General features: G+C 68.7%; 26 protein-coding genes. 15 read left to right on the forward strand and 11 right to left on the reverse strand.

The window, feature by feature from the left end:
- Positions 1-4 precede the first annotated feature (4 nt).
- A complete protein-coding gene (locus tag JNUCC0626_RS42755; RefSeq protein WP_394616325.1) occupies positions 5-637 on the forward strand; it encodes a hypothetical protein in 633 nt (210 codons plus the stop codon).
- 38 nt (positions 638-675) lie between these two features.
- On the forward strand, positions 676-1,122 hold the full coding sequence (locus tag JNUCC0626_RS42760; RefSeq protein ID WP_394616326.1) for a hypothetical protein: 447 nt from the start codon (positions 676-678) through the stop codon (positions 1,120-1,122).
- Here JNUCC0626_RS42760 and JNUCC0626_RS42765 read toward each other — a convergent pair.
- Positions 1,119-1,766 (reverse strand): Crp/Fnr family transcriptional regulator, encoded by a 648-nt coding sequence (locus JNUCC0626_RS42765; protein ID WP_394616327.1) that lies wholly within the window; start codon positions 1,764-1,766, stop codon positions 1,119-1,121. The two genes, JNUCC0626_RS42760 and JNUCC0626_RS42765, sit on opposite strands and share 4 nt — an antisense overlap.
- Positions 1,767-1,854: 88 nt before the next feature.
- On the opposite strand from JNUCC0626_RS42765, the gene JNUCC0626_RS42770 reads away from it, so the two are divergent.
- The 6 genes from JNUCC0626_RS42770 (at position 1,855) to JNUCC0626_RS42795 (ending at position 6,755) form a co-directional block, all read left to right on the forward strand.
- Complete coding sequence (locus tag JNUCC0626_RS42770; protein WP_394616328.1) at positions 1,855-2,259, forward strand: hypothetical protein; 405 nt, start codon at positions 1,855-1,857, stop codon at positions 2,257-2,259.
- Between the two features lie 28 nt (positions 2,260-2,287).
- Positions 2,288-2,899, forward strand: a complete 612-nt coding sequence (locus JNUCC0626_RS42775) for a TIGR03085 family metal-binding protein (RefSeq protein ID WP_394616329.1) — start codon at positions 2,288-2,290, stop codon at positions 2,897-2,899.
- 19 nt (positions 2,900-2,918) lie between these two features.
- The gene (dapA, locus tag JNUCC0626_RS42780; RefSeq protein ID WP_394616330.1) at positions 2,919-3,815 is read left to right on the forward strand and encodes a 4-hydroxy-tetrahydrodipicolinate synthase; all 897 of its coding nucleotides are present in this window, start codon (positions 2,919-2,921) and stop codon (positions 3,813-3,815) included.
- Positions 3,812-5,491, forward strand: coding sequence for a ribonuclease J (locus tag JNUCC0626_RS42785; protein WP_394616331.1), 1,680 nt, complete (start codon positions 3,812-3,814; stop codon positions 5,489-5,491). Before dapA ends, JNUCC0626_RS42785 begins: the two co-directional genes overlap by 4 nt.
- Positions 5,492-5,592: 101 nt before the next feature.
- Positions 5,593-6,396 (forward strand): F0F1 ATP synthase subunit A, encoded by an 804-nt coding sequence (atpB, locus tag JNUCC0626_RS42790; protein ID WP_394616332.1) that lies wholly within the window; start codon positions 5,593-5,595, stop codon positions 6,394-6,396.
- Positions 6,396-6,755, forward strand: a complete 360-nt coding sequence (locus tag JNUCC0626_RS42795) for a hypothetical protein (protein ID WP_394616333.1) — start codon at positions 6,396-6,398, stop codon at positions 6,753-6,755. Before atpB ends, JNUCC0626_RS42795 begins: the two co-directional genes overlap by 1 nt.
- Here the strand turns inward: JNUCC0626_RS42795 and JNUCC0626_RS42800 are convergent.
- Positions 6,752-7,366, reverse strand: coding sequence for a class I SAM-dependent methyltransferase (locus JNUCC0626_RS42800; protein ID WP_394616334.1), 615 nt, complete (start codon positions 7,364-7,366; stop codon positions 6,752-6,754). The two genes, JNUCC0626_RS42795 and JNUCC0626_RS42800, sit on opposite strands and share 4 nt — an antisense overlap.
- A 138-nt stretch (positions 7,367-7,504) precedes the next feature.
- Between JNUCC0626_RS42800 and JNUCC0626_RS42805 the strand changes: the two genes are divergently transcribed.
- Together JNUCC0626_RS42805 and JNUCC0626_RS42810 are read left to right on the forward strand one after the other, a co-directional pair.
- Positions 7,505-10,276 carry an AfsR/SARP family transcriptional regulator gene (locus tag JNUCC0626_RS42805; protein ID WP_394616335.1) on the forward strand — a complete coding sequence of 924 codons (2,772 nt, stop codon included), beginning with the start codon at positions 7,505-7,507 and terminating at the stop codon, positions 10,274-10,276.
- Between the two features lie 211 nt (positions 10,277-10,487).
- Positions 10,488-11,168, forward strand: coding sequence for a hypothetical protein (locus tag JNUCC0626_RS42810; RefSeq protein WP_394616336.1), 681 nt, complete (start codon positions 10,488-10,490; stop codon positions 11,166-11,168).
- Here the strand turns inward: JNUCC0626_RS42810 and JNUCC0626_RS42815 are convergent.
- Complete coding sequence (locus JNUCC0626_RS42815) at positions 11,065-11,838, reverse strand: lysophospholipid acyltransferase family protein (protein WP_394616337.1); 774 nt, start codon at positions 11,836-11,838, stop codon at positions 11,065-11,067. The genes JNUCC0626_RS42810 and JNUCC0626_RS42815 overlap by 104 nt on opposite strands.
- Before the next feature lie 118 nt (positions 11,839-11,956).
- On the opposite strand from JNUCC0626_RS42815, the gene JNUCC0626_RS42820 reads away from it, so the two are divergent.
- Positions 11,957-14,338 carry an FtsK/SpoIIIE family DNA translocase gene (locus JNUCC0626_RS42820; protein WP_394616338.1) on the forward strand — a complete coding sequence of 794 codons (2,382 nt, stop codon included), beginning with the start codon at positions 11,957-11,959 and terminating at the stop codon, positions 14,336-14,338.
- Here the strand turns inward: JNUCC0626_RS42820 and JNUCC0626_RS42825 are convergent.
- The 8 genes from JNUCC0626_RS42825 to JNUCC0626_RS42860 form a co-directional block, all read right to left on the reverse strand.
- Complete coding sequence (locus tag JNUCC0626_RS42825; RefSeq protein ID WP_394616339.1) at positions 14,299-14,535, reverse strand: phospholipase A2; 237 nt, start codon at positions 14,533-14,535, stop codon at positions 14,299-14,301. The genes JNUCC0626_RS42820 and JNUCC0626_RS42825 overlap by 40 nt on opposite strands.
- 61 nt (positions 14,536-14,596) lie before the next feature.
- Complete coding sequence (locus JNUCC0626_RS42830; protein ID WP_394616340.1) at positions 14,597-15,064, reverse strand: phospholipase; 468 nt, start codon at positions 15,062-15,064, stop codon at positions 14,597-14,599.
- 84 nt (positions 15,065-15,148) lie between these two features.
- Positions 15,149-15,802, reverse strand: a complete 654-nt coding sequence (locus JNUCC0626_RS42835) for a nitroreductase family protein (RefSeq protein ID WP_394616341.1) — start codon at positions 15,800-15,802, stop codon at positions 15,149-15,151.
- A gap of 4 nt (positions 15,803-15,806) precedes the next feature.
- Positions 15,807-16,961, reverse strand: coding sequence for a YcaO-like family protein (locus JNUCC0626_RS42840; protein ID WP_394616342.1), 1,155 nt, complete (start codon positions 16,959-16,961; stop codon positions 15,807-15,809).
- Positions 16,958-17,380 carry a hypothetical protein gene (locus JNUCC0626_RS42845; protein ID WP_394616343.1) on the reverse strand — a complete coding sequence of 141 codons (423 nt, stop codon included), beginning with the start codon at positions 17,378-17,380 and terminating at the stop codon, positions 16,958-16,960. Before JNUCC0626_RS42845 ends, JNUCC0626_RS42840 begins: the two co-directional genes overlap by 4 nt.
- A gap of 82 nt (positions 17,381-17,462) precedes the next feature.
- The gene (locus JNUCC0626_RS42850; RefSeq protein ID WP_394616344.1) at positions 17,463-18,257 is read right to left on the reverse strand and encodes a hypothetical protein; all 795 of its coding nucleotides are present in this window, start codon (positions 18,255-18,257) and stop codon (positions 17,463-17,465) included.
- Positions 18,241-19,092, reverse strand: coding sequence for a MerR family transcriptional regulator (locus JNUCC0626_RS42855; protein WP_394616345.1), 852 nt, complete (start codon positions 19,090-19,092; stop codon positions 18,241-18,243). Before JNUCC0626_RS42855 ends, JNUCC0626_RS42850 begins: the two co-directional genes overlap by 17 nt.
- Before the next feature lie 63 nt (positions 19,093-19,155).
- Positions 19,156-19,656, reverse strand: coding sequence for an amino-acid N-acetyltransferase (locus JNUCC0626_RS42860; RefSeq protein WP_382444625.1), 501 nt, complete (start codon positions 19,654-19,656; stop codon positions 19,156-19,158).
- A gap of 117 nt (positions 19,657-19,773) precedes the next feature.
- Between JNUCC0626_RS42860 and rimO the strand changes: the two genes are divergently transcribed.
- The 4 genes from rimO (at position 19,774) to JNUCC0626_RS42880 (ending at position 22,750) form a co-directional block, all read left to right on the forward strand.
- On the forward strand, positions 19,774-21,177 hold the full coding sequence (gene rimO / locus JNUCC0626_RS42865) for a 30S ribosomal protein S12 methylthiotransferase RimO (RefSeq protein WP_394616346.1): 1,404 nt from the start codon (positions 19,774-19,776) through the stop codon (positions 21,175-21,177).
- The gene (gene pgsA / locus JNUCC0626_RS42870) at positions 21,174-21,752 is read left to right on the forward strand and encodes a CDP-diacylglycerol--glycerol-3-phosphate 3-phosphatidyltransferase (protein ID WP_394616347.1); all 579 of its coding nucleotides are present in this window, start codon (positions 21,174-21,176) and stop codon (positions 21,750-21,752) included. The genes rimO and pgsA overlap by 4 nt, the downstream gene beginning before the upstream one ends.
- Complete coding sequence (locus JNUCC0626_RS42875; protein WP_394616348.1) at positions 21,749-22,222, forward strand: CinA family protein; 474 nt, start codon at positions 21,749-21,751, stop codon at positions 22,220-22,222. The genes pgsA and JNUCC0626_RS42875 overlap by 4 nt, the downstream gene beginning before the upstream one ends.
- Before the next feature lie 105 nt (positions 22,223-22,327).
- On the forward strand, positions 22,328-22,750 hold the full coding sequence (locus JNUCC0626_RS42880; RefSeq protein WP_382444630.1) for a helix-turn-helix domain-containing protein: 423 nt from the start codon (positions 22,328-22,330) through the stop codon (positions 22,748-22,750).
- Positions 22,751-22,839 lie beyond the last annotated feature (89 nt).

A 22,839-nucleotide genomic window follows, 5' to 3' on the forward strand; every position in this document is an offset into this window, starting at 1 on the left:
TCGGGTGCTGAACGTCATCAGCGCGTGGAGATCACCGAAGATCAGCCATTGCGGGTTGCTGGCGGTGGACGTCGCGTCGTCGGGGCAGTGGGACTCGGAGCAGTTCGTGAGGCTGCGCGCCACGCTGTTCAGGGCGTTGCGGATCTCGTTCGACGACAGCGGTATTCCATGGCGCGCGTGCCGCACCAACGACCGTGGCGACGGCATGGTGGTGGTTGTCCCGCAACGGTTCCCGGCCCACCGGCTGGCGTATCCGTTGCTGGACCGGCTTTCCGCACAGCTTAGGCACCACAACCGGGATTCCCGGTCACCGTTGCGGGTCCGGGCGGCGCTGCACGTGGGCACCGTCCACATCGACCGGTACGGGGCCACCGGGTACTCGAAGGTGTTGCTGTCCCGGCTGTTGGAATCGGCGCCGGTGCGGGGTGCCCTCGCCAACGCACCCGAGGCGTGCCCGGTCGCGGCCATCGTGTCCAACGCGTTCTACGACGACGTGGTGCGCAACGGACATCCCGGCATCGAACGGGAGCGTTATGCCGCCGTGGACGTCGACGTGAAGGAGTCGCGGGTGTGCGGTTGGCTGCACATTCCCGGGAATGTGTCATCTGACGCAGAACGCAGGCTGCGTTCGGTGTGACTCTCTGTGGCGTCTTGAACACGCGGAGAGGGGATTTCATGCGCAAGGTGTTCACGGTGCTCGGCGCGCTGGCCATGATGCTGGCCTTCGTCGTGGCGCCCGCACAGGCGACCGAGTTCGGCGCGCAGGCCGGTTCGTGCTCGGGGTCGGTGACCTACCAGCGCAGCGTCGGCGGCGTCGGGCAGCTCAAGATCTTCTACAGCAACGGCTCGAACAGCGCGTGCTTCTACCACATCGGTGCGGCCGCGGGTAAGGCCGCGGAGACGTACGTCGAGATCTACAAGTGCGTCGAGACGAGCGGTGAAGGCAACCCCAACTGCACCTACACCTCGTTCGACAGCGACGGTCCTGGTAACTGGAAGGAGTACGCCGGCCCCGTGGGCGTCAGCGGCACGGCCAACGTCTGCGTGGCGGCGTTCGGTTACATCGTCTGGGGTGGCGCCGTCCACGCCGTCGACAGCGGCCGCCAGGGCTGCCCCAACTAGGAAGCCCGCAGCGCGGCGAGGTCCCGCACCACGATCCGGCGCCTGCCGGTGGTGATGAGTCCGTTGTCGCGCAACGACCGCAGCGCCCTGGCCACCGCCTCGCGCGAGGTGGCGGCCAGGCCCGCGAGGTCCTGCTGGCTGATCCGCAACGCGATCAGCGTGCCGTCGGAGTGCGGGATGCCGTAACTCGCGGCGAGTTCGGCGATCAGCATCGTCACCCGCTGGGCGGACGTGCTGTCCCCGAACTCGCTGCGGCGGCTGTTCGCGTACCGCAGCCGGGCGGTGATGATCCGGACCAGGGCGGACGACACGGCCGGTTCGGTGTTCACCACCGCGAGGAACGCCTCCGCGGACAGCCACAGCGCCGTCACGCGCTCGATCGCGATCACCGTCGCCGACCTGCGGGAGCCGTCCATCACGGCCATCTCGCCCAGCACGTCACCGGGGCCGCGCACGGCCAGCACGGCGTCGTAGCCGTTGGGGGTCACCGCGACGATCTTCACGTGCCCGCTCGTCAGCACCAGCGCCCAGCCGCCGGGATCACCCTCGCGCATCACCACGGCGCCCGCCGGGTAGTGCGTCACCCGTCCCGCGGCCTCGAACCGGGAACGCTGGGCGGCGGTCACCATCTCCCACAGCTTCACTGATCGCGATCGTAGCCGCGGCTAACGGAGAGATAACGCTTGAGCGGTCCGTGCCACACATCGGGGTGCCGGGCGCTTCTCTTCTGATGTGAAGAGAAGGATCGCCTCCCTCCTGCTGGTCCTCGGCACGACGGCCGCCCTCACGGCGTGCACCAGCAACGAGGACAAGTTCGTCTCCGAGCTCAAGGCCGCCGGTTTCAGCAACCCCGGTGAGCCCAGCACGGAGACCGAGTCGAAGTCCAAGAAGATCGGCAAGCGCACGATCAAGTCCAAGGACAAGACCATCGAGGTGATGGTCAACGTCAAGGGGTGCGAGCTGGAGTTCGCGAAGACCTCGGGGCAGTCCGGCTACTGGCTCGACGAGCTGCACGTCAACGGGCAGGAGCCCGACTGGCCCGGCTATCCCGAGAACCTCAAGCGCGACCAGGTCGAGAAGCTGCTCGCGGACAACTCGTCCAAGCCCGCCGGCTTCAAGGACTGCTACAAGCCGTAGCGAGACCGGGCTGTGGTGGAATGGGGGAGTGAGTCTCGCCCGCGATGAGCGCAAGGCCCTGGTCGACCTGATGACGGAACTCGGTCCGGAGGCGCCGACGTTGTGCGGCACCTGGTCGACCAAGGACCTGGCCGCGCACCTCGCGATCCGCGAGCGCCGCCTCGACACCGCCCCCGGCATCCTGCTGCCGGTCTTCACGAAGTGGACCGAGAAGGTCCAGGCGGACTACGCGCACAAGGCGTGGAGCGAACTCCTCGACCTGGTGCGCACGCCGCCGTTCTGGGTCAAGCCGGTCGACGACCTGCTGAACAGCAGCGAGTACTTCGTGCACCACGAGGACGTGCGCCGCGCACAGCCCGACTGGGAGCCACGGCCGTACGACGAGCGCCGCGAGAAGGTGCTGTGGAAGGTGCTGCCGTTCACCGCGCGCATGACGTACAGGTCGTCGCCTGTGGGCGTGACGCTCGTACGGCCCGATGGCGAGCATGTCGTCGTCAAGCAGGGCGCGAACGGTGTGGTGATCACCGGTGAGGTTTCCGAGCTCGTGATGCTGGCGTTCGGACGCGACGAGGCCCGCGTGGAATACAGCGGTGACGCCGATGCGGTGCAACGGGTGCGGTCGTTGAACCGAAGCGTGTGAACTCGGGTAGTTTCTGCGCATGTCCGCAAGCCCCTACGCAGCGCCGAACCGCCCGTTCGGCCGCGTTCTCACCGCCATGGTCACGCCGTTCGACTCGCGCGGCGAGGTAGACCTCCCCAAGGCGCAGGAACTGGCGAAACACCTGGTGGACCTGGGCAACGACGGTCTCGTCGTGAACGGCACCACCGGCGAGAGTCCCACGACCACCGACCGGGAGAAGACGGCGCTGATCACGGCCGTCGTCGAGGCCGTGGGCGACCGGGCGACCGTGGTGGCCGGTGCGGGCACCTATGACACCGCGCACAGCATCCACCTCGTGCAGCAGGCCGAACGGGCCGGCGCGCACGGTGCGCTGGTCGTGACGCCGTACTACTCGCGGCCGCCGCAGGAAGGCCTGCTGGCGCACTTCACCGCCGTCGCCGACGCCTCCGGGCTGCCGGTGATGCTCTACGACATCCCGCCGCGCGCGATCGTGCCGATCGAGGTCGACACGATCCTGCGGCTGGCCGAGCACCCGCGCATCGTCGCCGTGAAGGACGCCAAGGGCGACCTGCACGCGGGCAGCCGGGTGATCGCCTCGACCGATCTCGCCTACTACTCGGGCGACGACCCGCTGAACCTGCCGTGGCTGTCCGTCGGCGCCGTCGGGTTCGTGAGCGTGATCGGTCATCTCGCGGCCGACCGCCTGCGGGACCTCCTCGAAGCTTTTGAAGCCGGGAACGTGGCCCGGGCGAAGGAAATCCACGAGTCGCTGCTGCCGTTGCTGCGACCCTTCCGCCGGGTTCCCGGCGTGACGTACACGAAGGCTGCGCTGCGCCTGCGCGGACTCGACGTGGGTGATCCCCGTCTGCCGCTGGTGCCGGCCGCCGCCGAAGACATCGAGGCCATCGCGGCCGAACTGGGAGTCAACGCGTGACCCAATCGACCGAACTGCCACCCGCACTGCCGGAAGGCGGCCTCCGCGTCGTCGCTCTCGGCGGAATCGGCGAGGTCGGCCGCAACATGACCGTCTTCGAGCACGCCGGCAGGCTGCTCGTGGTCGACTGCGGAGTTCTGTTCCCCGAAGACGATCAGCCCGGCGTGGACCTGATCCTGCCCGACTTCCGCGCCATCGAGGACCGGCTCGACGACATCGAGGCCATCGTCCTGACGCACGGCCACGAGGACCACATCGGCGCGGTCCCGTTCCTGCTCAAGCTGCGCCCCGACCTGCCGGTCGTGGGGTCCCGCTTCACGCTGGCGCTGCTCGCCGCCAAGTGCCGCGAGCACCGGCAGAACCCGCGCCTGGTCGAGGTCCGCGAGGGCCAGAAGTCCGAGTTCGGACCGTTCGAGCTCGAGTACTTCGCGGTCAACCACTCGATCCCGGACGCGCTGGCCGTCGCCATCCGCACGTCGGCAGGTCTCGTCCTGCACACCGGCGACATCAAGCTCGACCAGTTGCCGCTCGACGGCCGCCTCACCGACCTCGCGGGTTTCTCCCGCCTGGGCGACGAGGGCGTCGACCTCTTCCTGGTCGACTCGACCAACGCCGAGGTGCCCGGCTTCGTCGTGCCGGAACGCGAGATCGGCCCGGTGCTCGAGAACGTGATCCGCAAGGCCGACCAGCGCGTGATCGTCGCGTGCTTCGCCTCGCACGTGCACCGCGTCCAGCAGGTCCTCGACGTCGCCGTGCAGTACAAGCGCAAGATCGCGTTCGTCGGCCGCTCGATGGTCCGCAACATGGGCATCGCCGCCGACCTGGGCTTCCTGAACGTGCCGGACGGCCTGTTCGTCGACCTCGACGTGGCGATGCGGATGGAGGAGAACGAGGTCATCTTCGTCTCCACCGGATCGCAGGGCGAACCGCTCTCCGCGCTGTCCCGCATGGCCCGCGGCGAACACCGCCAGATCTCGATCCGCGAGGGCGACACGGTGATCCTCGCGTCGTCGCTCATCCCCGGCAACGAGAACGCGGTCTTCAACGTCGTCAACGGCCTCGCCAAGCTGGGCGCCACCGTCGTGCACCAGGGCAACGCCAAGGTGCACGTCTCCGGCCACTCCCCGGCGGGCGAACTCCTGTTCCTCTACAACGCCGTGCGGCCGTCCAACGTCATGCCGGTGCACGGCGAATGGCGCCACCTGCGCGCCAACGCCGCCCTGGCCGTGGCCACCGGCGTCGCCGAGGATCACGTCGTGATCGCCGAGGACGGCGTCGTCGTCGACCTGATCGACGGCAAGGCAGCGGTCTCCGGCCGCGTCGTCGTCGGCCACGTCTACGTCGACGGCCTGTCCGTCGGCGACGTCGGCGAGTCGACGCTGTCCGACCGCCTGGTGCTGGGCGAGGGCGGCTTCATCTCGATCTCCGTCGCCATCGACACGGCGACCGGCCGTGCCGTCGTGGCGCCGACGATCTCGGGCCGCGGGTTCTCCGACGACCCCAAGGCGCTGGAGGCCGTCGTGCCCCTGGTGGAGATGGAACTCGCGCGCACCGAGGCCGAGGGCATCACCGACACGCACCGGGTCGCGCAGGCGGTGCGCCGCGTCGTGGGTCGCTGGGTGGCGGAGACCTACCGGCGCCGGCCGATGATCGTTCCCACGGTCATCCCGGTGTAACCCGTTGGGGTGGAATACCTTTCTCGCGTGACCCTGCTGTGATCTGCGTCCCCCTCGTCCGATAAGGTCTGATCCCAGACCATGGACGAGGGGGTCGCCCTATGGCCGGTAATGACGTCTTCAACCCACCGGGCAAAGAAGACATTCTTCTCCCACCGATCTTCAGCTGGCACGAGCCGTTCGGCCTGCCGTTCACCCTCGAGGTGACGAAGCCGCAAGTTCTGCTGGTGCTCTCGGTGGTGATCATCCTGACGTTCTTCCTGGTCACGACCAGGAACCTGAAGATCATTCCGTCCCGCTGGCAGTTCGCCGCGGAATCGGTCTACGACTTCGGCCGCAACACGATCGCCCGCGAGCAGATCGGTGCCAAGGAATTCGCGCCGTACGTTCCGCTGATCGTCAGCATCTTCAGCTTCGTGCTGGTGAACAACCTCTACGGGCTGATTCCGCTCGTGCAGTTCCCGACGTTCACGCACAGCGGTTTCCCGTTCGCGATCGCGTTGATCATCATCTTTCCGCTCTACCACTACGTGGGCATCCGCAAGTTCGGGCTGCGCGGCTACCTGCGCAACCAGTTCGTCATCCCGGGCGTGCCGAAGCCGGTGCTGTGGGGTCTGCTGATCCCGACCGAGGTCATCCTCAAGTTCTTCTTCGACCCGGTGAACCTCGCGATCCGGGTGTTCGCGGCCATGTTCGCGGGGCACCTGCTGATCCTGGTGTTCACGCTCGGCAGTGAGTTCCTGCTGCTCAACGCGCCGATCTACCTCAAGCCGGTGTCGGTGATCGGCTTCGCGCTGGCGATCGCGCTGTTCTTCCTGGAGGCGCTGGTGCAGGTGTTGCAGGCGTACATCTTCGCGTTGCTGTCGGCGCACTTCATCGGCCGCGCGCTGGCGGAGCAGCACTGATGGCCCTCTACGTCTCGGTGCGCGGCTGGCTCGAGCTCCTGCCGAACCAGCGCGACGCGGTGCAGGAGGTCCTGGACAAGCACGAGCACGACCTCTACTCGGCGGGCTGGCACGTGCCGGGGAGATGGTTCAACTCGACGCTTTACGTGACGTACGGCGGCAACGTGCGCGCGGACTGGGTCGACTGGGTGCGCGCACACGTCGCCGAGATCGCGAAGTTCGTGGACGAGCACGGTGACCACCCGGTCGGGTTCTTCGTGCTGACCGGGGAGATGGACTACGGGCGGGCGTGGCTCGTGCGTGACGGCGAGGTGCACGATGGCGCGGCTCCCGAAGGGTTGCGCGAGATCGATCGTTAGGGCCGCTGGCACACCAGGTGCAGCGACTCCTCAGGCGTGGCGCCGGGGTACGACGGGGTGAACACCGGCCGGCTCCGGCGCACGACCCGCAGGCCGACCTCGGCCAGGTGCGCCTCGTAGTTCTCCTCGGAGAACGACGACACCTCGATCTCCTGCCCCATCCAGGGCAGCGTCACCTTCTCGACGTCGATCGCGACGGTCGCGAGGAAGAAGTGGCCGCCGGGCCGCAGCCAGGTCGAGATCTGGCCGAGCGTCTGGATGATCTCGGCCTGGGACATCTGCAGCAGCGAGAACACCGCGCAGATCACGTCCCACGAGCCAGGGGGTGACTCGAAGTCGCGGATGTCGATCTTGTGGAACGTCGCGCCGGGCACCTGCTCCGTCGCGAGGTCGACCATCACCGGGGACACGTCGAGGCCGGTGACCTTCATGCCCGCCTTGGCGAGGGTGCGGGCCACGGGAACGCCCGTGCCGCAACCGATGTCGAGCACGCGCGAGCCCGACGGCTGCGTCGCGGCGAACCAGGCGAGGGTGCCGTGCAGGGCGGGCTGGTGCGACCAAGCGCGTTGGTACTCCAGTCCGAGCGTGTCGAAGACCTCGGCCGCGTTCATTTCCCCGCCCCTCATTTCGACCCAATCCACCTGAGTGAAGTGTGGAGAAGCTCTCTGAACGCCTTCTGGATGGCTTCTGGACGAAAACTGACGGTAGGTTGCTAGGTGAACGCGGACAGCGACGAAGTGAGACGTAGAGTGCGGAACGAGTTGCGCGTCAGCTTGCTGGGCGCGCTCGCGGCCGCGGTGGACGGTCAGGAGCTGACGCTCGGCCCGCCGCGGCAGAGAGCCGTGCTCGCGGTGCTCGCCTTGCGTGCGAACCACGTCGTGTCGCGCAGCGAACTCATCGACGCCGTCTGGGGAGACGACCCGCCGGCCAGCGCCGACAACGGCATCCACACCTACGTCGCCGGGCTGCGCAGGCTCTTCGAACCGGACAGGGCGTCGCGCGCGCCGAGTTCCGTGCTGCTCTCCACGGACGCTGGATACTTGCTGAGACTCCCTTCCCGTTGTTCGGACTCCGCTGTGTTCCGCGCGCACCTGGACGAGGCCGGGCGGCTGCGTGACCAGCCCGAACAGGCGCTCACCGCGTTCGACGCGGCTCTCGGGCTGTGGCGCGGGATCGCTCTGGACGGCGTGCCCGGACCGTTCGCCGCGGTCGAGCGCGCGCGCCTGGCCGAACTGCGGCTCACGGCCGTGGAGCAGCGTGCGGCGTTGATGCTCACGGTGGGGCGTGAGACCGAAGTGGCCGCAGAGCTCGCCACGCTCGTGAGTGCGCATCCGTTGCGTGAACGGCTGCACGGCGTGCTGATGTCCGCGCTGTACCGCGGCGGCAGGCAGGCCGAGGCGCTCGCCGTCTACACGGACCTGCGGCGGTTGCTGATCGACGAACTCGGCATCGAGCCCGGCCCGGAACTCCGCCAGCTGCACGAACAACTCCTCGTCGGCAGACCCGACCCGCAACCCGAACCGGCCGCGCCCGCACTGGTGCCCGTCCAGCTGCCGCACGAGATCCGCGACTTCACCGGCCGCGAGAAGGAACTCGCGAAGCTCGCCGAGGTCGTTCCGCACGACCACGCGCCGGTGCTCGTCGCGATCACCGGCACCGGTGGCGTCGGCAAGACGGCGTTGGCCGTGAGGTTCGCGCATCAGGTGGCGGCGCGGTTCCCGGACGGGCAGTTGCACGTCGACCTGCGCGGGTTCGACTCGTCGGCCCCGCCCGTGCAGCCCGCCGCCGCCCTCCACCAACTGCTGCAAAGCCTCGGCGTGCCGTCCGAACGCATCCCGGACGACCTGCCCGCGAAGTCCGCGCTCTACCGCAGTGTCCTCGCGGGCAAACGGGTTCTGGTGCTGCTCGACAACGCGCGGCTGGCCGAGCAGGTCCGCCCGCTGCTGCCGGGCCGGTCGACGTCGATGGTGCTGGTGACGTCGCGCAACCACCTCGGCGGCCTGGTCGCCCGCGACGGTGCGCACTCCCTGACGTTGTCGACGCTCACCCGCGACGAGGGCCTCGCGTTGCTGACGTCCGCCGTCGGCGCCGACCGGGTGGCCGCCGAACCCGAGGCCGCCGCGAAGCTCGTCGAACTGTGCGGGCACCTGCCGCTGGCCGTCCGGATCGCGGCCGAACGCGTGGTCACCCGGCCACATCTGACCCTCGCCGACCTCGCTTCGGATCTCGCCGACGAGCGCGACAGGTTGAACGTGCTGGCCACGGGCGACGACGAGGACACGGCCGTGCGCGCCGCCTTCTCGTGGTCGTACCTGGCGTTGAAGCCTGACGCCGCAAGGACTTTCCGGTTGATCGGCCTGCACCCCGGCGCCGAGATCAGCCTGAACGCGGTCGCCGCGCTGGCAGGCGTGCCCGTGTCGCGCGCACGGACGTTGCTGGACGTGCTGGCGGGCGGGCACATGCTGGAGGAGGTCGCGCGCGGCCGCTACCGGCTGCACGACCTGCTTCGCCTGTACGCCACGGAACTCAGCGCCACCGAGGAGTCGGCGGGCGGCCGTGACGAGGCCGTGCGACGCCTGCTGGTCTGGTACTTCGACACGGCGAACGCCGCCGGTGCGCTGATCGCGCCGCCGGACCACCCGTCGTTCCTGCTGCCGCCACTGTCCACTCAGGACTTTGCCTCGCACGACGAGGCGTTCACCTGGTGCCGCACGGAATCCTCGAACCTCCTGGCCGTGACGCGGCTGGCCGAGGAGCACGACTCGCCGACGGCGTGGCAGATCCCGTTGGCGCTGTGGAACTACTTCATCGTGTCGAGCGCGCTCGACGAGTGGATGCGCACCTATCGCGTCGCCGAACGCAGTGCGGCCCGTGACGGCAACCAGGCCGTGCGCGCGTGGGCGGTGCACGGCCAGGGGCTCGCGGCGTTCCGCGGCGAACGGTTCGCGGACGCGCTGGAACTCTTCGACCGCGCCCTGTCGATCCGGCGCGAGATCGGCGACGAGGGCGGAGCCGCGTGGAGCCTGACGGGCCTGGGCATGGCGTACGGCGGCCTGCGCCAGTTCGACCTGGCCGTCGACCGGTTCGGCGAGGCGCTGAGGGGCCACGCCGAGGTGGGGTCGTGGTTCGGTGAGGCGGGCACCCGCCTGTTCCACAGCGACATCCTGCGCTCGGCGGGGCAGTTCGAGGCGTCGCTGGCGTCGGCGCGGACGGCGTTCGACCTGATGGACGCGCACGACGCCGTGCACGGCAAGGCGATGGCGCTGGTCAGCATCGGCTGGGCACTGCTCGGGCTGGGGCAGCCGGTGGACGCGCGCGAGTCGTTCCGGCACGCCATCGCGTTCCTGCGGGTGCTCGGCGACCGCAAGAGCCTCGCGGAGGGGTTGCACGGCCTGGGGGAGACGAGCGCGGGCCAGCCGGAGGTCGCGCGGACACACCTGCTGGAAGCGTTGGCGATCTACGAGGACTACGACCACCCGCGCACGCCCGAAGTGCGCGCCAGGCTGCACGACCTCGCCTAGGCCCTGTCCTGTAAGTCCGTCGGGCGGCAGTGGCGGCCGAGGGACCCGGAGGCGGCACCGCCACGACGCCCGAATACCTCCGGTATGAGGGCATCGCGGCGGCACCGCCTCCGGCTCGCTCACCCGCGCCTGCCACCGGACAGACTTACAGGACAGCGCCTAGGGGCGATCCCTGATGTGCCTGCCTCGATAGGTAGGCAAGCTACACGTCATGCAGAAGCGCGCCCGGACCCTGTTGGTGTGGTTGCACGTCGTGACGTCGGTCGGCTGGCTCAGCCAGGCCGTCGCGTTGCTCGCCCTGCTGCTCTACGGCATGAAGACGGGCGACGTGAACGCGTTCAGGATGGCGCGCTTCCTCGACCACGGCGTGCTCGCGATCATGGCGAACGTGAGCGCGTTCAGCGGGTTCATGCTCAGCGCGACGACGCCGTGGGGGTACTTCCGGCACTGGTGGGTGCTCGCGAAGTTCGTGATCACGGTCAGCCAGCTCTACGTCGGGATCTTCATCCTCAGCGGCAACCTCGCTCAGGCCATCGACGGGCACACGACGGTGTGGATGCCCGTCGGCACGGCGTTGATGATCAGCGCGATCTCGTTCCAGGCCTGGCTGAGCGTCGCGAAGCCGTGGGGGCGCACGCCGTGGGCGGACCCGAAGGTCAAGCTGCCCACGGCGAGCGCGACGACGTTCCTCGCGTGCCTGGTCATCGCGGGCATCGACTTCGGCCTCGGGCTCCGGATGGGCAACCCGATGCCGTTGACGATGCTGGTGACCGTGCTCGCCTACTCGATCAGGCGGGCCGCCAGGGCGAGGAGCCGGTCGTCGGACGGGTCGGGTCGTGGAACTTCGGCACGTCCGGCTCGTCCAGGCGCAACGGCACCAGGCCCTCGGTGATCGACTGCATGATCCGCTCGTGCGCGCGCCGGGCGTCGCCCATCGTCTCGGCGTTGAGGTCGGACAGCTCGACGGGCTTGCCGAAGTGGACCTTGAACGTCGGCCGCTTGCGCACCGCGCGCAGCCACGACGTGAGGTACGGCAGGACGTCCTTCCAGCCGCCGACGCTGAGGTTGCCCCAGTACACGGCCTCGTGCGCGCCCCACTGACTGATCGGGACCACCGGGATCGAGCCCCCGAGCGCCATCCGGGCGACGCCGGTCTTGCCGCGCTCCGGCCACATGCCGGGGTCGAGGGTGATCTTGCCCTCGGGGTAGACGGCGATCGGGTCACCGCCCGCCTGGAGCGCTTCCACGGCCCGGTGCATGGCCTCGCCGACGTTCGCCGACGCCCGGTCGACGCGCAGGTGACCGCACGCTTTGAGCGCCGGGCCCATGATCGGCGCGTCGAGCAGGCCGCCCGCGAGCATGAAGCGCGGGTTGACGCCGATCTTGCGGCACGCCGCGATGAGCACCATCGGGTCGAGGTTGCCGATGTGGTTGGAGGCCAGCAACAACGGCTTGCCGAGCAGCTCCGGTGGGATGTCTCCCGAGACCTCGAGCTTGCCGGTCAGCGCGATCAGGCCACGGTCGACCACCATGAGCACGCGCCAGAAGAGCGGTGTGGACACGCGGGGCAGCGTACGGCGTGTCGTGAGGACACCGTGTCGGATCCGGTGAACCATGGGGTTTCGCACGCGTCCCGGTTGCAAATGGGGCTGGTGAGACGCGAGGGACTACCTTGTAGACATGGCCGGGCGAACAGGGACTTCGAGAAAGACCACGTCACGCGGCAAAGCACCAGCCAAGCCGCGGGCGCGTTCCACCGCGTCCAGGAAACCCGCCGCCCGCAAGAGCGGCGGCGCCATCAGCGCCGTGTGGGGCGCTTTGGGCCGCGGTGTCGGCAGCCTCGTTCGCACCGTCAGCCGCACCAAGGACCTCGACCCCGAACATCGTCGTGACGGCCTCGGCCTGTTGCTGATCGCGCTCGCCGTGATCACCGGCGCGGGCGTGTGGTGGCAGGCGGGCGGACCGGTCGGCCAGTGGGTCGACGTGGCCGTGCGCAGTTCCGTCGGATTCCCGGCGGTGATCGTGCCGGTGGTGCTGCTCGGCATCGGCGTGACGTTGATGCGCACCGACCCGACGCCGGACGCGCGGCCTCGGTTGATCATCGGCTCGTCGCTGATGATGATCGGCGTGCTCGGCATGTTCCACCTCATCGGTGGCCTGCCGATGGACCCGATCGAACGCCGCAGCGCCGGCGGTGCGCTCGGGTACCTGGCCGGTGGGTTCCTCGCGCAGGGGCTGACGCCGTGGGTCGCCGGGCCGTTGCTGTTCCTGATCTTCGCCTACGGCCTGCTGGTCGTGACGCACACGCCGATTCGTCAGGCGCCCGAACGCATCCGCTCGTTGCTGCACCCCGGCACCACCAAGGAACCCGCTGCGGACGAGGAGCAGCAGGAGGAGGAGCCGAAGCCGGTTCGCCTGCGCCGCCCGTCGCGTCGCCGCCAGGCCGTGGAACCGGTCGAGGAGATGCCGGAACTGCCCCTGGAGGAGCCGGAGCCGGAACCCGCGCCGAAGCCCGTTGCCAAGAAGGAGAAGGCCTCCGCTGCTGCCGCTCCGGACATGGCCGTGCGCGCGGTGGAGGGTGACTACAAGCTGCCGCCGCCCGGAATCCTGAAGGACGGCGACGCGCCGAAGTCCCGCAGCAAGGCCAACGACCAGATGATCGAGGCCATCAGCGGGGTGCTGGACCAGTTCTCGATCGACGCCCAGGTCACCGGCTTCACCCGTGGCCCGACGGTCACGCGCTACGAGGTCGAACTCGGCCCCGGTGTGAAGGTCGAGAAGATCACCGCGCTGACCAAGAACATCGCGTACGCCGTGGCCACCGACAACGTCCGGCTGCTGGCGCCGATCCCCGGCAAGTCCGCCGTGGGCATCGAGGTGCCGAACAGCGACCGCGAGATGGTGCGACTCGGGGACGTGCTGCGCGCGTCGTCCACGTTGAAGGACACGCACCCGATGGTGATCGGCCTCGGCAAGGACATCGAGGGCCACATGGTCACCGCGAACCTGACGAAGATGCCGCACCTGCTGGTGGCGGGCTCCACGGGTTCCGGTAAGTCGTCGTTCGTCAACTCGATGCTGGTGTCGCTGCTGGCCCGCGCCACGCCCGATGAGGTTCGCATGATCCTCATCGACCCCAAGATGGTGGAACTGACGCCGTACGAGGGGATCCCGCACCTGATCACGCCGATCATCACGCAGCCGAAGAAGGCTGCCGCGGCGCTGGCGTGGCTCGTCGAGGAGATGGAGCAGCGCTACCAGGACATGCAGGTCAATCGGGTGCGGCACGTCGACGACTTCAACCGCAAGGTGAAGTCCGGCGAGATCACCGCGCCGCCCGGTTCCGAGCGCGTCTACCGGCCGTACCCGTACATCATGGCGATCGTCGACGAGCTCGCCGACCTGATGATGACCGCGCCGCGCGACGTCGAGGACGCGATCGTCCGGATCACGCAGAAGGCCCGTGCGGCCGGCATCCACCTCGTGCTCGCGACGCAGCGGCCGTCCGTCGACGTCGTCACCGGCCTGATCAAGACGAACGTGCCGTCGCGCCTCGCGTTCGCCACGTCGTCGCTGACCGACTCGCGGGTCATCCTGGACCAGCCCGGCGCCGAGAAGCTGATCGGCATGGGTGACGCGCTCTACCTGCCGATGGGCGCGGGCAAGCCCGTCCGCATCCAGGGCGCGTTCGTCGGCGACGAGGAGATCTCGTCGATCGTCGAGTTCACCAAGAACCAGGCCCAGCCCGAGTACACCGACGGCGTCACCGCGCAGAAGGCCGGGGAGAAGAAGGAGATCGACGCCGACATCGGCGACGACCTCGAGCTGCTGGTGCAGGCGACCGAGCTGATCGTGACGTCCCAGTTCGGGTCCACGTCGATGTTGCAGCGCAAGCTCCGGGTCGGGTTCGCCAAGGCCGGGCGGTTGATGGACCTGCTGGAGACGCGCGGCGTGGTCGGGCCGTCCGAGGGCTCCAAGGCCCGCGAGGTGCTGATCAAGCCGGACGAGCTGGAGAGCGTGATCTACCTGATGCGCGGGGGCGGACCCGTCGACGACGAGTGAGGCCCGCCCCGGTCGATGCGCAGCGGGTTGGACTCGTTCCACCGGTTCTGGCGCTTGTAGTTGCGGTAGCCGAAGTCGTGGCGGTCGCACGCGGGCTTGAACTGGGTCTTCGACGTCGCGAGCTCCTCGGGGTGCGGAGAAGGACGCGTCCCTTTGTATTCGCTGTCGACCGGACAGAAACCGTTGCCGTCGACCAAGTTCTGGTGAACAGCTGGTGGTCGGCGGCGGGCCGGGTGGTGCGGCCCGCCGCCTGCGCGCCTACTTCAGGCCCGCCTTCTGGATGCTCGTGGCGGTGGAGCTGGCGCTGCCGCCGAACTGGCGCACAGCGGCGTAGTACAGGTCCGCCGTGCGCTTGCAGGCCCAGTTCGAGCCGCACTGGTGGTACATGTCGGACTTGAAGTTGTTGTCGATGCGGAGGCGGTTCGCCTCGTTCCACCGGCCCTGGCGCTTGTAGTTGCGGTAGCCGAAGTCGTGGCGGTGGCACGTCGGCAGGAACTTGAAGCCGAAGGGGTTGTCCGGCGAGTACGAGCAGCCGTCGGAAGACCAGTCGAGCTGGCCCGCGTACGGCTGCTGTGCGCGCAATGTTGTGAACTGGCTGATGCTCTTGGAGTACAGGTAGTCGTCGGTGACCGCGACGATGTCCACGGCTTGTGCCGGGGTGCCCGTGAAGATCAGGGCGATCGAGGCGGCGGCACCCACGAATGCCGAGCGCAGGGTCTTCGACATGGCGAGCTCCTCGGAAGTGTGAGCAGGGTCTCGCCAGTTGTAGCTGCTGATCGACTGTCCTCGGTAGACACGATCTGATGAACGTCAGGGTCTCGGATGGCCGCAGGCGATCGCGGTGGCCACCCGGAGTTCACGCGGAAGCCCCAGCGCTTGCAGCATCTCGTGGTCCGCTACTCCGCCGAGCAGACAGCCGCCCAGTTTCTGTTCGGCCAAACGGAGGCAGATCGTCTGCGCTGCGGCTCCTGCTTCGATCAAGCCGAAGCGGCCCGCGCGTTCGCCGTACTTCTCGAACGAGTCCTTGTCCGTTAACACCAGGACGATCGTGAGCGGCGGGGTGCCCGGGGTGCCGAGTATTTCGGGCAGGTTTTCGGGGGCGGGACCGACGTCCTGGAGCGCGTGGCGGCGGATGTCGTAGCGGACCGCGCGGCCGTTGACGAAGGCGTAGCAGCGCAACGGGTCGAGTCCGCCCGCCGACGGGTAGCTGTGGTCGGTCAGTGCGCCGAGGACCGTGCCGAGTTGCTGGTCGGTCAGAGGCTTTCGGGCGAAGTCGCGGGTGCTTTTGCGCGCCTGGAACAGCTTCTGCAGCCGGTCCTTCGGGCGGGGGAGCGGTGTCGGAGTCGTGGGGAGCTCCAACGGGTCGATCAGCGGTTGTGGTGGGCGGAAGTCGCGGAGCTTGTCGCCCAGCCTGCGCTGGTGCAGGGGAGAGAAGCGGCTCGCGGCCCAGAAGTCGTCGAACACGGGCTCACCCCAGGGGATGCGGTGCGGGATTGGGGAACGTGCCTGGCGAGGCGTGCGGGTAGCGCCAGTCCAGTTCGCCGGTGCGTCCGGCGACGTGCGGCCAGCGGTGGTCGGAGTGCAGCGGGGCGAGGTCCGGGGAGAGCACCCGGACGCAGTGCAGGCCGACGGCCGCGAGTTCCGGTGTGGTCAGTTCGCGGTAGGCGAGGCGGATGTCCTTCTCGGCCAGGGCGTGCACGAGTTCGGTCAGTTCGGCCGCTGTGCCTCGGGAGCGGGCGTCTTGTGGCGGTTCCGTCTCGATGCCTTGGAACCACGGGAGGGCGTCCCATCGGTCGGGGTTCGTGGCGTAGTAGGCGGCGTGCTGGTCGAAGTCGGTGACCTCGGTGATGGGTTCGGTGCCGTTCTGGGCGAGCCAGACCTCGATGAACACCGTGCCCTGGACCCACTCCTCGTAGGCCTTCCGCACGGCCTCCTCGCTGGTCGCGCGGCAGGCCAGGCCCAGGGTCGGGCGTGGCTTTCCGGCGATCGGGAGCGAGCCCGCGACGGCCACCACCGGGTGCGGGCTGTAGGCCGGGGTCAGGTCGAACGCCTGGACGCCGTGCGGCAGACCGGCCTCGAAGCGGTTCGGGGCGAGGGAGTGCAGCCAGGTCGTGGTGAACGCGTCGCGCTCGACCAGTTCCTGGACGGCTCTGAGCAGGGCGCTGGTCGTGGACGGTCCCGCGGCCAGGCCCGAGGACGTCGCCGGGAGGCCGTACGACGGATCCAGCGCCACCAGTCCCGCCGGGAGGCGGATCGGTGTGTTGCCGGGGAGCGTCCACGCGGTGGTGTACCTCGTGTCGACGTATCCCTTGCGGTAGCGGTAGTTCGGGGACACGCGCTGTTCGACCGTGTGCAGGCTGAAGTGCTCCAGTGGCCAGCACTCACCGGTGGTCGCCGTCTCCAGGTGCGCGCGGGCGGCCGCGTGGCGTTCCAGGGCTTCGGCGATGGCGGCCGTCTTGGTGGTGCCGCCGGAGGTTCCGCCCGTGGCAAAGGGTTCCGGCACTGCGGCCCAGCCCTCGACGTCCACATCGGACAGACTGTGCGGGACGGGCTGCAGTTGCGACACCACGCCCTGGCGCCAGCCGACGGCCCGTTCCGCGAGGGCCTCCGCGACCGTCCTCATCGCTTGCCCTGGTAGTACCGGAAGATGCCGTACCCGCACGCCAGGGCGCCGAGCACGTAGAGCACGCCGACCACCACCGCGACGACCTCGTGGGTGGCGGCGATCGGGCCCAGCACGAAGAGCACGGCGAACGGTTCCAGGCACCACAACGCGATCCAGCCGAGCAGCCTGCCGAAGCTCCGCCACGGCTTGGGCGACTTCGCGACGAAGCCCGCCGCGATCGACCAGGAGAGGGCGGCGACCGCGGCTGCCGCCCACCATCCCCAGTGGAGTTCGAAGACCGCGCCCAACGTGACGAACGGCAGCACGACGACGAGCAACGGGAAGACAGCGGCAGGCAGGACCAGGGCGCTGCGCGGTTGAGGCAGTTCCTTGGTGTCCTGGTACAGCGCTTCCGGGATGTGCACGGCGGCCCCCACCGAGGAAACCGCGCAGCAGCAACAACAACAGCAACAGGTGGGCGTCGCGGCGTTGGCGGCGGCCGCACCGGGTGAGAACTGGTCAGGTAACCGGACTGCCGTCGCGTTCAAGGTTCCCCCAAGGAAGTGACACGCGCCCGACCTCGACGGTCGGACACACCTCGCACCCGGCCGCGGGCAGCACGCTCTCGCGGGTCGTCGTGAACTCGTCGAGGTTCACCGTGACGACCGTGTCGAGCAGCGCCAGAGAGCCGTTGCGAATGTTCTGGATCGCCTGCAAGGCAAGGGAAAGCGGGAAGTCGTGTGTCGTCGCTGCCGGATGCGGGGGAGGCGGCGGATCCCCCCACCGCCGCCCCGCCCGCACCGCGAGGCACGCCAGGCACGCACCGGCCCCGGGCACCACGAAGGGCCCGACGGCGGCGGTGTGGTGGTACGCGAGGTCCAGCAACAGGTGCGGAACCTTCGTCTCGCGCGCCACCTCGACCAGGTCGACCAGCGTGCCGGTCGTCCGCACCACGAGCAGGAAGTCCGGATTCTCGTTGTGCGGCAACAGCTCTACCAGCCCGGCGGGTGCCTCTCCGACGACGCGCGTGCCGACCCCCATCGGCTCTTTCGCGTCGTCTTGAGGCAACCCGGCCGGGCGGAGAGCGCCCAGGGTCCTCAGCTGGGCCAGGTACTGGCGAACCGGTTCCCCCAACCGGCTCTCGTCGACAGTTCGAGCCACTCCCCTCAAAACTGGCTCGAACAGTCCCGCCAGCGCCACGGCCACCGCCCTGGGCAGGTCTGGAATCAGGTACGCGAGATCAGCCCCCGCGTACACCACTAGTCCTTCGTCTCTGACTTGCGCGTGCCAGGCGGGATCAGCGACCAGGCTCATCCTCGTCCCCCCTTTGCAGGAAGCGCTCGATCTCCTGCTCGCTCGGCAGATCACCGGCCGGATCCATGAGGTTCTCGGCGATCGGAGGCAACGGCTGCTCGGCCCAAGCGGGCTGGTAGTCGTCACTGGGCAACAGCCCGTGGCGTGACGCGAACTCCTCCGCCGCGTCCCGAATGGACTCGCGCAGGGTCCCCACCACCGCGGTCTCCGCCGTGTAGGTCAACTCGACCAGCAACGCCCGCACGTTCTCGAGCTGGTTCTCATCACCTGCTTTGCGCGCCAGCTCCGGCCAGAACTGCCGCTCGAACAACCGCACGAAGTCCGCAGCCACCGCATCGGTGGCCGTGCGCAGGCGCGTGAAGCTGTCCATGACGTCATCGCTGGGCACCCTGAGGCCGGCCAGCCGACCGCCCGCTTCGAGTGCCCAGCGACGCGTGTGCGGCCAGCCGTACTTCCACCGCACCAAGCCCAACCGCATAGCCCGGAGGAGGAGTCGCGGTTGGACGTCTCCGGTCGGAATCAGGTGTTTGATGTCGCGCACCTTGATCCGAACCCAGTCGTCGGGTCCTTCGGCCTCGCTGAAGCCGAGCACCGCGGCGACCGACTCGCCCTTTTCCCTCGCCTGGATCAGTTCCGCGATCGCCGGCAACGAGAACCCCCGCTGCTGCAACCGCTGCACCAACGTCAACCGCTCGACGTGCGAGGCGTCGTAGTACGCCACGCGTCCCTGCCGTCTCGGCGCGTGCAGCACACCCTTCGTCTGGTACATGCGAATGGTGCTGCTGGGCAGGCCGATCCGGGCAGCGAGCTCGTCGACGGTCAGCGATTCGGACACGCCTGAGATCTTGGCGCTGTTTCGTTCGTCGAGTCAAGACTCTTCGAGTAATTACTCGAAGAGTTACAACTCCAGGAGCATCCGGCTGTTGCCGAGCGTGTTCGGCTTCACGTAGCTCAGGTCGAGGAACTCGGCCACGCCCTCGTCGACCGACCGCATGATCTCCTCGTAGACCTCGGGACTCACCGGCGTGCCCTCGATCTCGACGAACCCGTGCTTGTTGAAGAACTTGGTCTCGAACGTGAGGCAGAAGATCCGCCCGAGCTGCAACTCCTTGGCCGTGGCGATGAGCTGGGCCACGATCCGGTGCCCCACGCCCTTGCCCAAGGCCAGCTGGGACACGGCTACGGAGCGGATCTCGGCCAGGTCCTCCCACATGACGTGCAGGGCACCGCAGCCGAGCAGTTCGCCGTCCTCCTCGGCCACCCAGAACTCCTGGACCGCCTCGTACAGCGTGACCAGGGGTTTGGCCAGCAGGACCTTGCCCGCGTACCCGTCGATCAGCGCCTTCATGGCGCGCACGTCGCTGGTGCGGGCGCGCCGCACGACTACCCCACTGGTCACAACCGTCAAGTATGGGCCGCGCTCACCCAGGCGCTTTCCTCGACCGGCAGGTGGGAAGCCGCACCGCCCGCCAGCGCGATTCAAGCGCTGGGACCTGGGCCGGTTACTCTGAGCGTCGTGTCTTCTCCCACCACTCCGCGACGCGTGTCGCTGCTGACCCTGGGCTGCGCCCGCAACGAGGTCGACTCCGAAGAGCTCGCCGGACGCCTCGGCGAGGGCGGCTGGGAGCTGGTGGACGAGGGCGCTGACGTCGTCGTCGTCAACACGTGCGGCTTCGTCGAGCAGGCCAAGAAGGACTCGGTCGACACGCTGCTGGCCGCCTCCGACACCGGCGCCAAGGTCGTCGCGGTCGGGTGCATGGCCGAGCGGTACGGCAAGGAGCTCGCGGACAGCCTCCCGGAGGCGGCCGCGGTCCTCGGCTTCGACCAGTACAACGACCTGGCCGAGCGGCTGCAGGACGTGCTGCACGGCAAGCCCGTCGAGTCGCACGTGCCGGTGGACCGCCGCACGCTGCTGCCGATCACGCCGGTGAAGCGCCAGGAAGCGAAAGACGGCGTCCAGGTGCCCGGCCACGGCTGGGGTCCCACCAAGGTCCAGCGCAAGCGCCTCGACGACGCCCCCGTGGCGCCGCTCAAGATCGCGAGTGGGTGCGACCGCCGGTGCAGCTTCTGCGCCATCCCGAGCTTCCGCGGCGCGTTCGTGTCGCGGCACCCCGACGAGATCGTCTCCGAGGCCATGTGGCTCGCCGAGAACGGCGTCAAGGAGCTCTTCCTCGTCAGCGAGAACTCCACGAGCTACGGCAAGGACCTGCCGCGCGACCAGGGCGCCCTCGAGCAGCTCCTCCCGCGACTGGCGTCCATTCCGAACATCGAGCGGGTCAGGGTCAGCTACCTCCAGCCCGCGGAGACCAAGCCGAGTCTGGTGGCGGCCATCGCCAAGACCGACAAGGTCGCGAACTACTTCGACATGTCGTTCCAGCACTCCAGCGAGAACGTGCTGCGCCGCATGCGCCGGTTCGGTGACACGGACAGCTTCCTCAAGCTCGTGTGGCAGATCCGCGAGCACGCGCCCGAGGCCGGCATCCGCAGCAACTTCATCGTCGGCTTCCCCGGCGAGACGGAGCAGGACCTGCAGGAGCTCGAGCGGTTCCTCACCGAGGCGCGGCTCGACGCGGTCGGCATCTTCGGCTACTCCGACGAGGACGGCACCGAGGCCGAGGAACTCGACGGCAAGCTCGACGCGGACGTCATCGCGGAACGGGTGCAGCGGATCGGCAACCTCGTCGAGGAGCTGACGAGTCAGCGCGCCGAGGACCGGGTCGGCACCGAGGTCGTCGTGCTGATCGAGACCGAAGAGGACGACGAGAGCGACTGCGTCGGCCGGGCCGAGCACCAGGCGCCCGAGGTCGACGGCGAGTGCATCGTGCTGGACGCGGAGAACCTCAAGCGCGGCGACTTCGTGCGCTGCCGGGTCGTCGACTCCGAGGGAGTGGACCTGGTCGTCGAGGTAATCGGGACATGACGGAGGCCCGGAAGGTCCCGCTGCTCAACGTCGCGAACATCCTCACGATGGCGCGGCTGGTACTCGTTCCGGTCTTCCTGTTCTCCCTGTTCGAAGCGGGCGGCTTCGACACCACGTGGCGCCTGATCGCGTTCGCGGTGTTCGCGGTCGCGAGCTTCACCGACCACATCGACGGCACGCTCGCGCGCAAGCACGGGCTCATCACGGACTTCGGCAAGATCGCCGACCCGATCGCGGACAAGGCGCTCACCGGCTCGGCGCTGGTGGGGCTGAGCATCCTCGACGTGCTGCCGTGGTGGATCACGATCGTCATCGCCGTGCGCGAGATCGGCATCACGCTGCTGCGGTTCTGGGTGATCCGCTACGGCGTGATCCCGGCGAGCCGCGGCGGCAAGGCCAAGACGTTGGCGCAGGTCATCGCCATCGGGCTGTTCGTGCTCCCGCAGAACGACGTGCTCCAGCTGATCGCGTGGGTGATCATGGCCGTCGCGCTCGTGCTGACCATCGTCACGGGAATCGACTACGTCATCCGCGCGTTCAAGATGAAGGCGAGGGCGGGGAGGGCGGTGGCATGAACGTCGTCGAACTGCTCAAAGCGAAGAACCAGACCGTCGCCACGGCCGAGTCGCTGACCGCGGGTCTGCTGTGCGCGACGATCGTCGACACACCGGGGGCGAGTGCCGTGGTCCGCGGTGGGTTGATCGTCTACGCCACCGAGCTCAAGCACGAGCTCGCGGGCGTGGATCAGCAGCTGCTCGACGAGCACGGGGCCGTCCATCCCGACGTCGCGATCCAACTGGCCGAGGGCGCCAAGAAAAGGTGCGAATCGGACTGGGGAATCGGGCTGACCGGGGTCGCCGGACCCGATCCGCAGGACGGTGTGCCCCCGGGAACGGTCCACATCGGCTTGAGCGGCCCTGGAGTGTCCACAGTGCGGACAATCACTCTCAGTGGTGATCGTTCAGCTGTCCGTCGGGGCTCCGTGGAAAAAGCCCTGGTCCTGCTCTCGGATTACCTGCTGATGACCGACGCCGGGAACAAATGATGACTCCGCGTTCGTTCGCCCTTGGCGGACGTGTTCGGAAGTCAGTGCCCGTTGTCGGTGTCGATCGGTAACGTAGGGACACGGCCGGCCGGAAGGAGGCGCGCGATGACCGTGCTGCTACGCGAGGCGATCGGTGATCGACTTCGCCATGCCCGCACCAACCAACGCCGCACGCTGCGCGAGGTCTCTCGGACCGCCCGCGTGAGCCTGGGGTACCTGTCCGAGGTGGAGCGCGGCCGCAAAGAGGCGTCCAGCGAGCTCCTCTCGGCCATCTGTGACGCGTTAGAGCTTCCGTTGTCCGAACTGCTGCACCACGTCGCCTCCGACATCGGCGCCGTCCAGCAGACGCCGGACACGGTGCCCGACACCGTCCCGGACGGACGTTCGGACGGGCGCAAGCTGGAGGGTGGCCGCGTGCTGCCGTCCACGCTCTCGGACGACCTCTCGGACCTGCGCCTGCAGCCCATGCTCAGTCACAGGCTCACGAGCAAGATCGGCGAGAAGCCCAAGGCCGTAGCTGCGGCCTAACACCCATGACATCCACGAGACCCCGTACGCCCTGTGGCGTGCGGGGTCGCCTGCATTCGGGTGATTCCACCCGGTCTGTGGCCCCCGCC

The sequence above is a fragment of the Lentzea sp. JNUCC 0626 genome, assembly GCF_043632865.1.
Taxonomy (GTDB): domain Bacteria; phylum Actinomycetota; class Actinomycetes; order Mycobacteriales; family Pseudonocardiaceae; genus Lentzea.

Bases quoted from the DNA above. Each gene is read 5' to 3' on its own strand.
- JNUCC0626_RS42795 (WP_394616333.1), top strand. From the start codon at position 6,396: ATGGCCCTCTACGTCTCGGTGCGCGGCTGGCTCGAGCTCCTGCCGAAC.
- JNUCC0626_RS42840 (WP_394616342.1), bottom strand. From the start codon at position 16,961: ATGAGGACGGTCGCGGAGGCCCTCGCGGAACGGGCCGTCGGCTGGCGC.
- dapA (WP_394616330.1), top strand. From the start codon at position 2,919: ATGTCCGCAAGCCCCTACGCAGCGCCGAACCGCCCGTTCGGCCGCGTT.
- JNUCC0626_RS42800 (WP_394616334.1), bottom strand. From the start codon at position 7,366: ATGAACGCGGCCGAGGTCTTCGACACGCTCGGACTGGAGTACCAACGC.
- JNUCC0626_RS42880 (WP_382444630.1), top strand. From the start codon at position 22,328: ATGACCGTGCTGCTACGCGAGGCGATCGGTGATCGACTTCGCCATGCC.
- JNUCC0626_RS42820 (WP_394616338.1), top strand. From the start codon at position 11,957: ATGGCCGGGCGAACAGGGACTTCGAGAAAGACCACGTCACGCGGCAAA.
- JNUCC0626_RS42850 (WP_394616344.1), bottom strand. From the start codon at position 18,257: ATGAGCCTGGTCGCTGATCCCGCCTGGCACGCGCAAGTCAGAGACGAA.
- pgsA (WP_394616347.1), top strand. From the start codon at position 21,174: ATGACGGAGGCCCGGAAGGTCCCGCTGCTCAACGTCGCGAACATCCTC.
- atpB (WP_394616332.1), top strand. From the start codon at position 5,593: ATGGCCGGTAATGACGTCTTCAACCCACCGGGCAAAGAAGACATTCTT.
- JNUCC0626_RS42830 (WP_394616340.1), bottom strand. From the start codon at position 15,064: ATGTCGAAGACCCTGCGCTCGGCATTCGTGGGTGCCGCCGCCTCGATC.
- JNUCC0626_RS42760 (WP_394616326.1), top strand. From the start codon at position 676: ATGCGCAAGGTGTTCACGGTGCTCGGCGCGCTGGCCATGATGCTGGCC.
- JNUCC0626_RS42875 (WP_394616348.1), top strand. From the start codon at position 21,749: ATGAACGTCGTCGAACTGCTCAAAGCGAAGAACCAGACCGTCGCCACG.
- JNUCC0626_RS42810 (WP_394616336.1), top strand. From the start codon at position 10,488: ATGCAGAAGCGCGCCCGGACCCTGTTGGTGTGGTTGCACGTCGTGACG.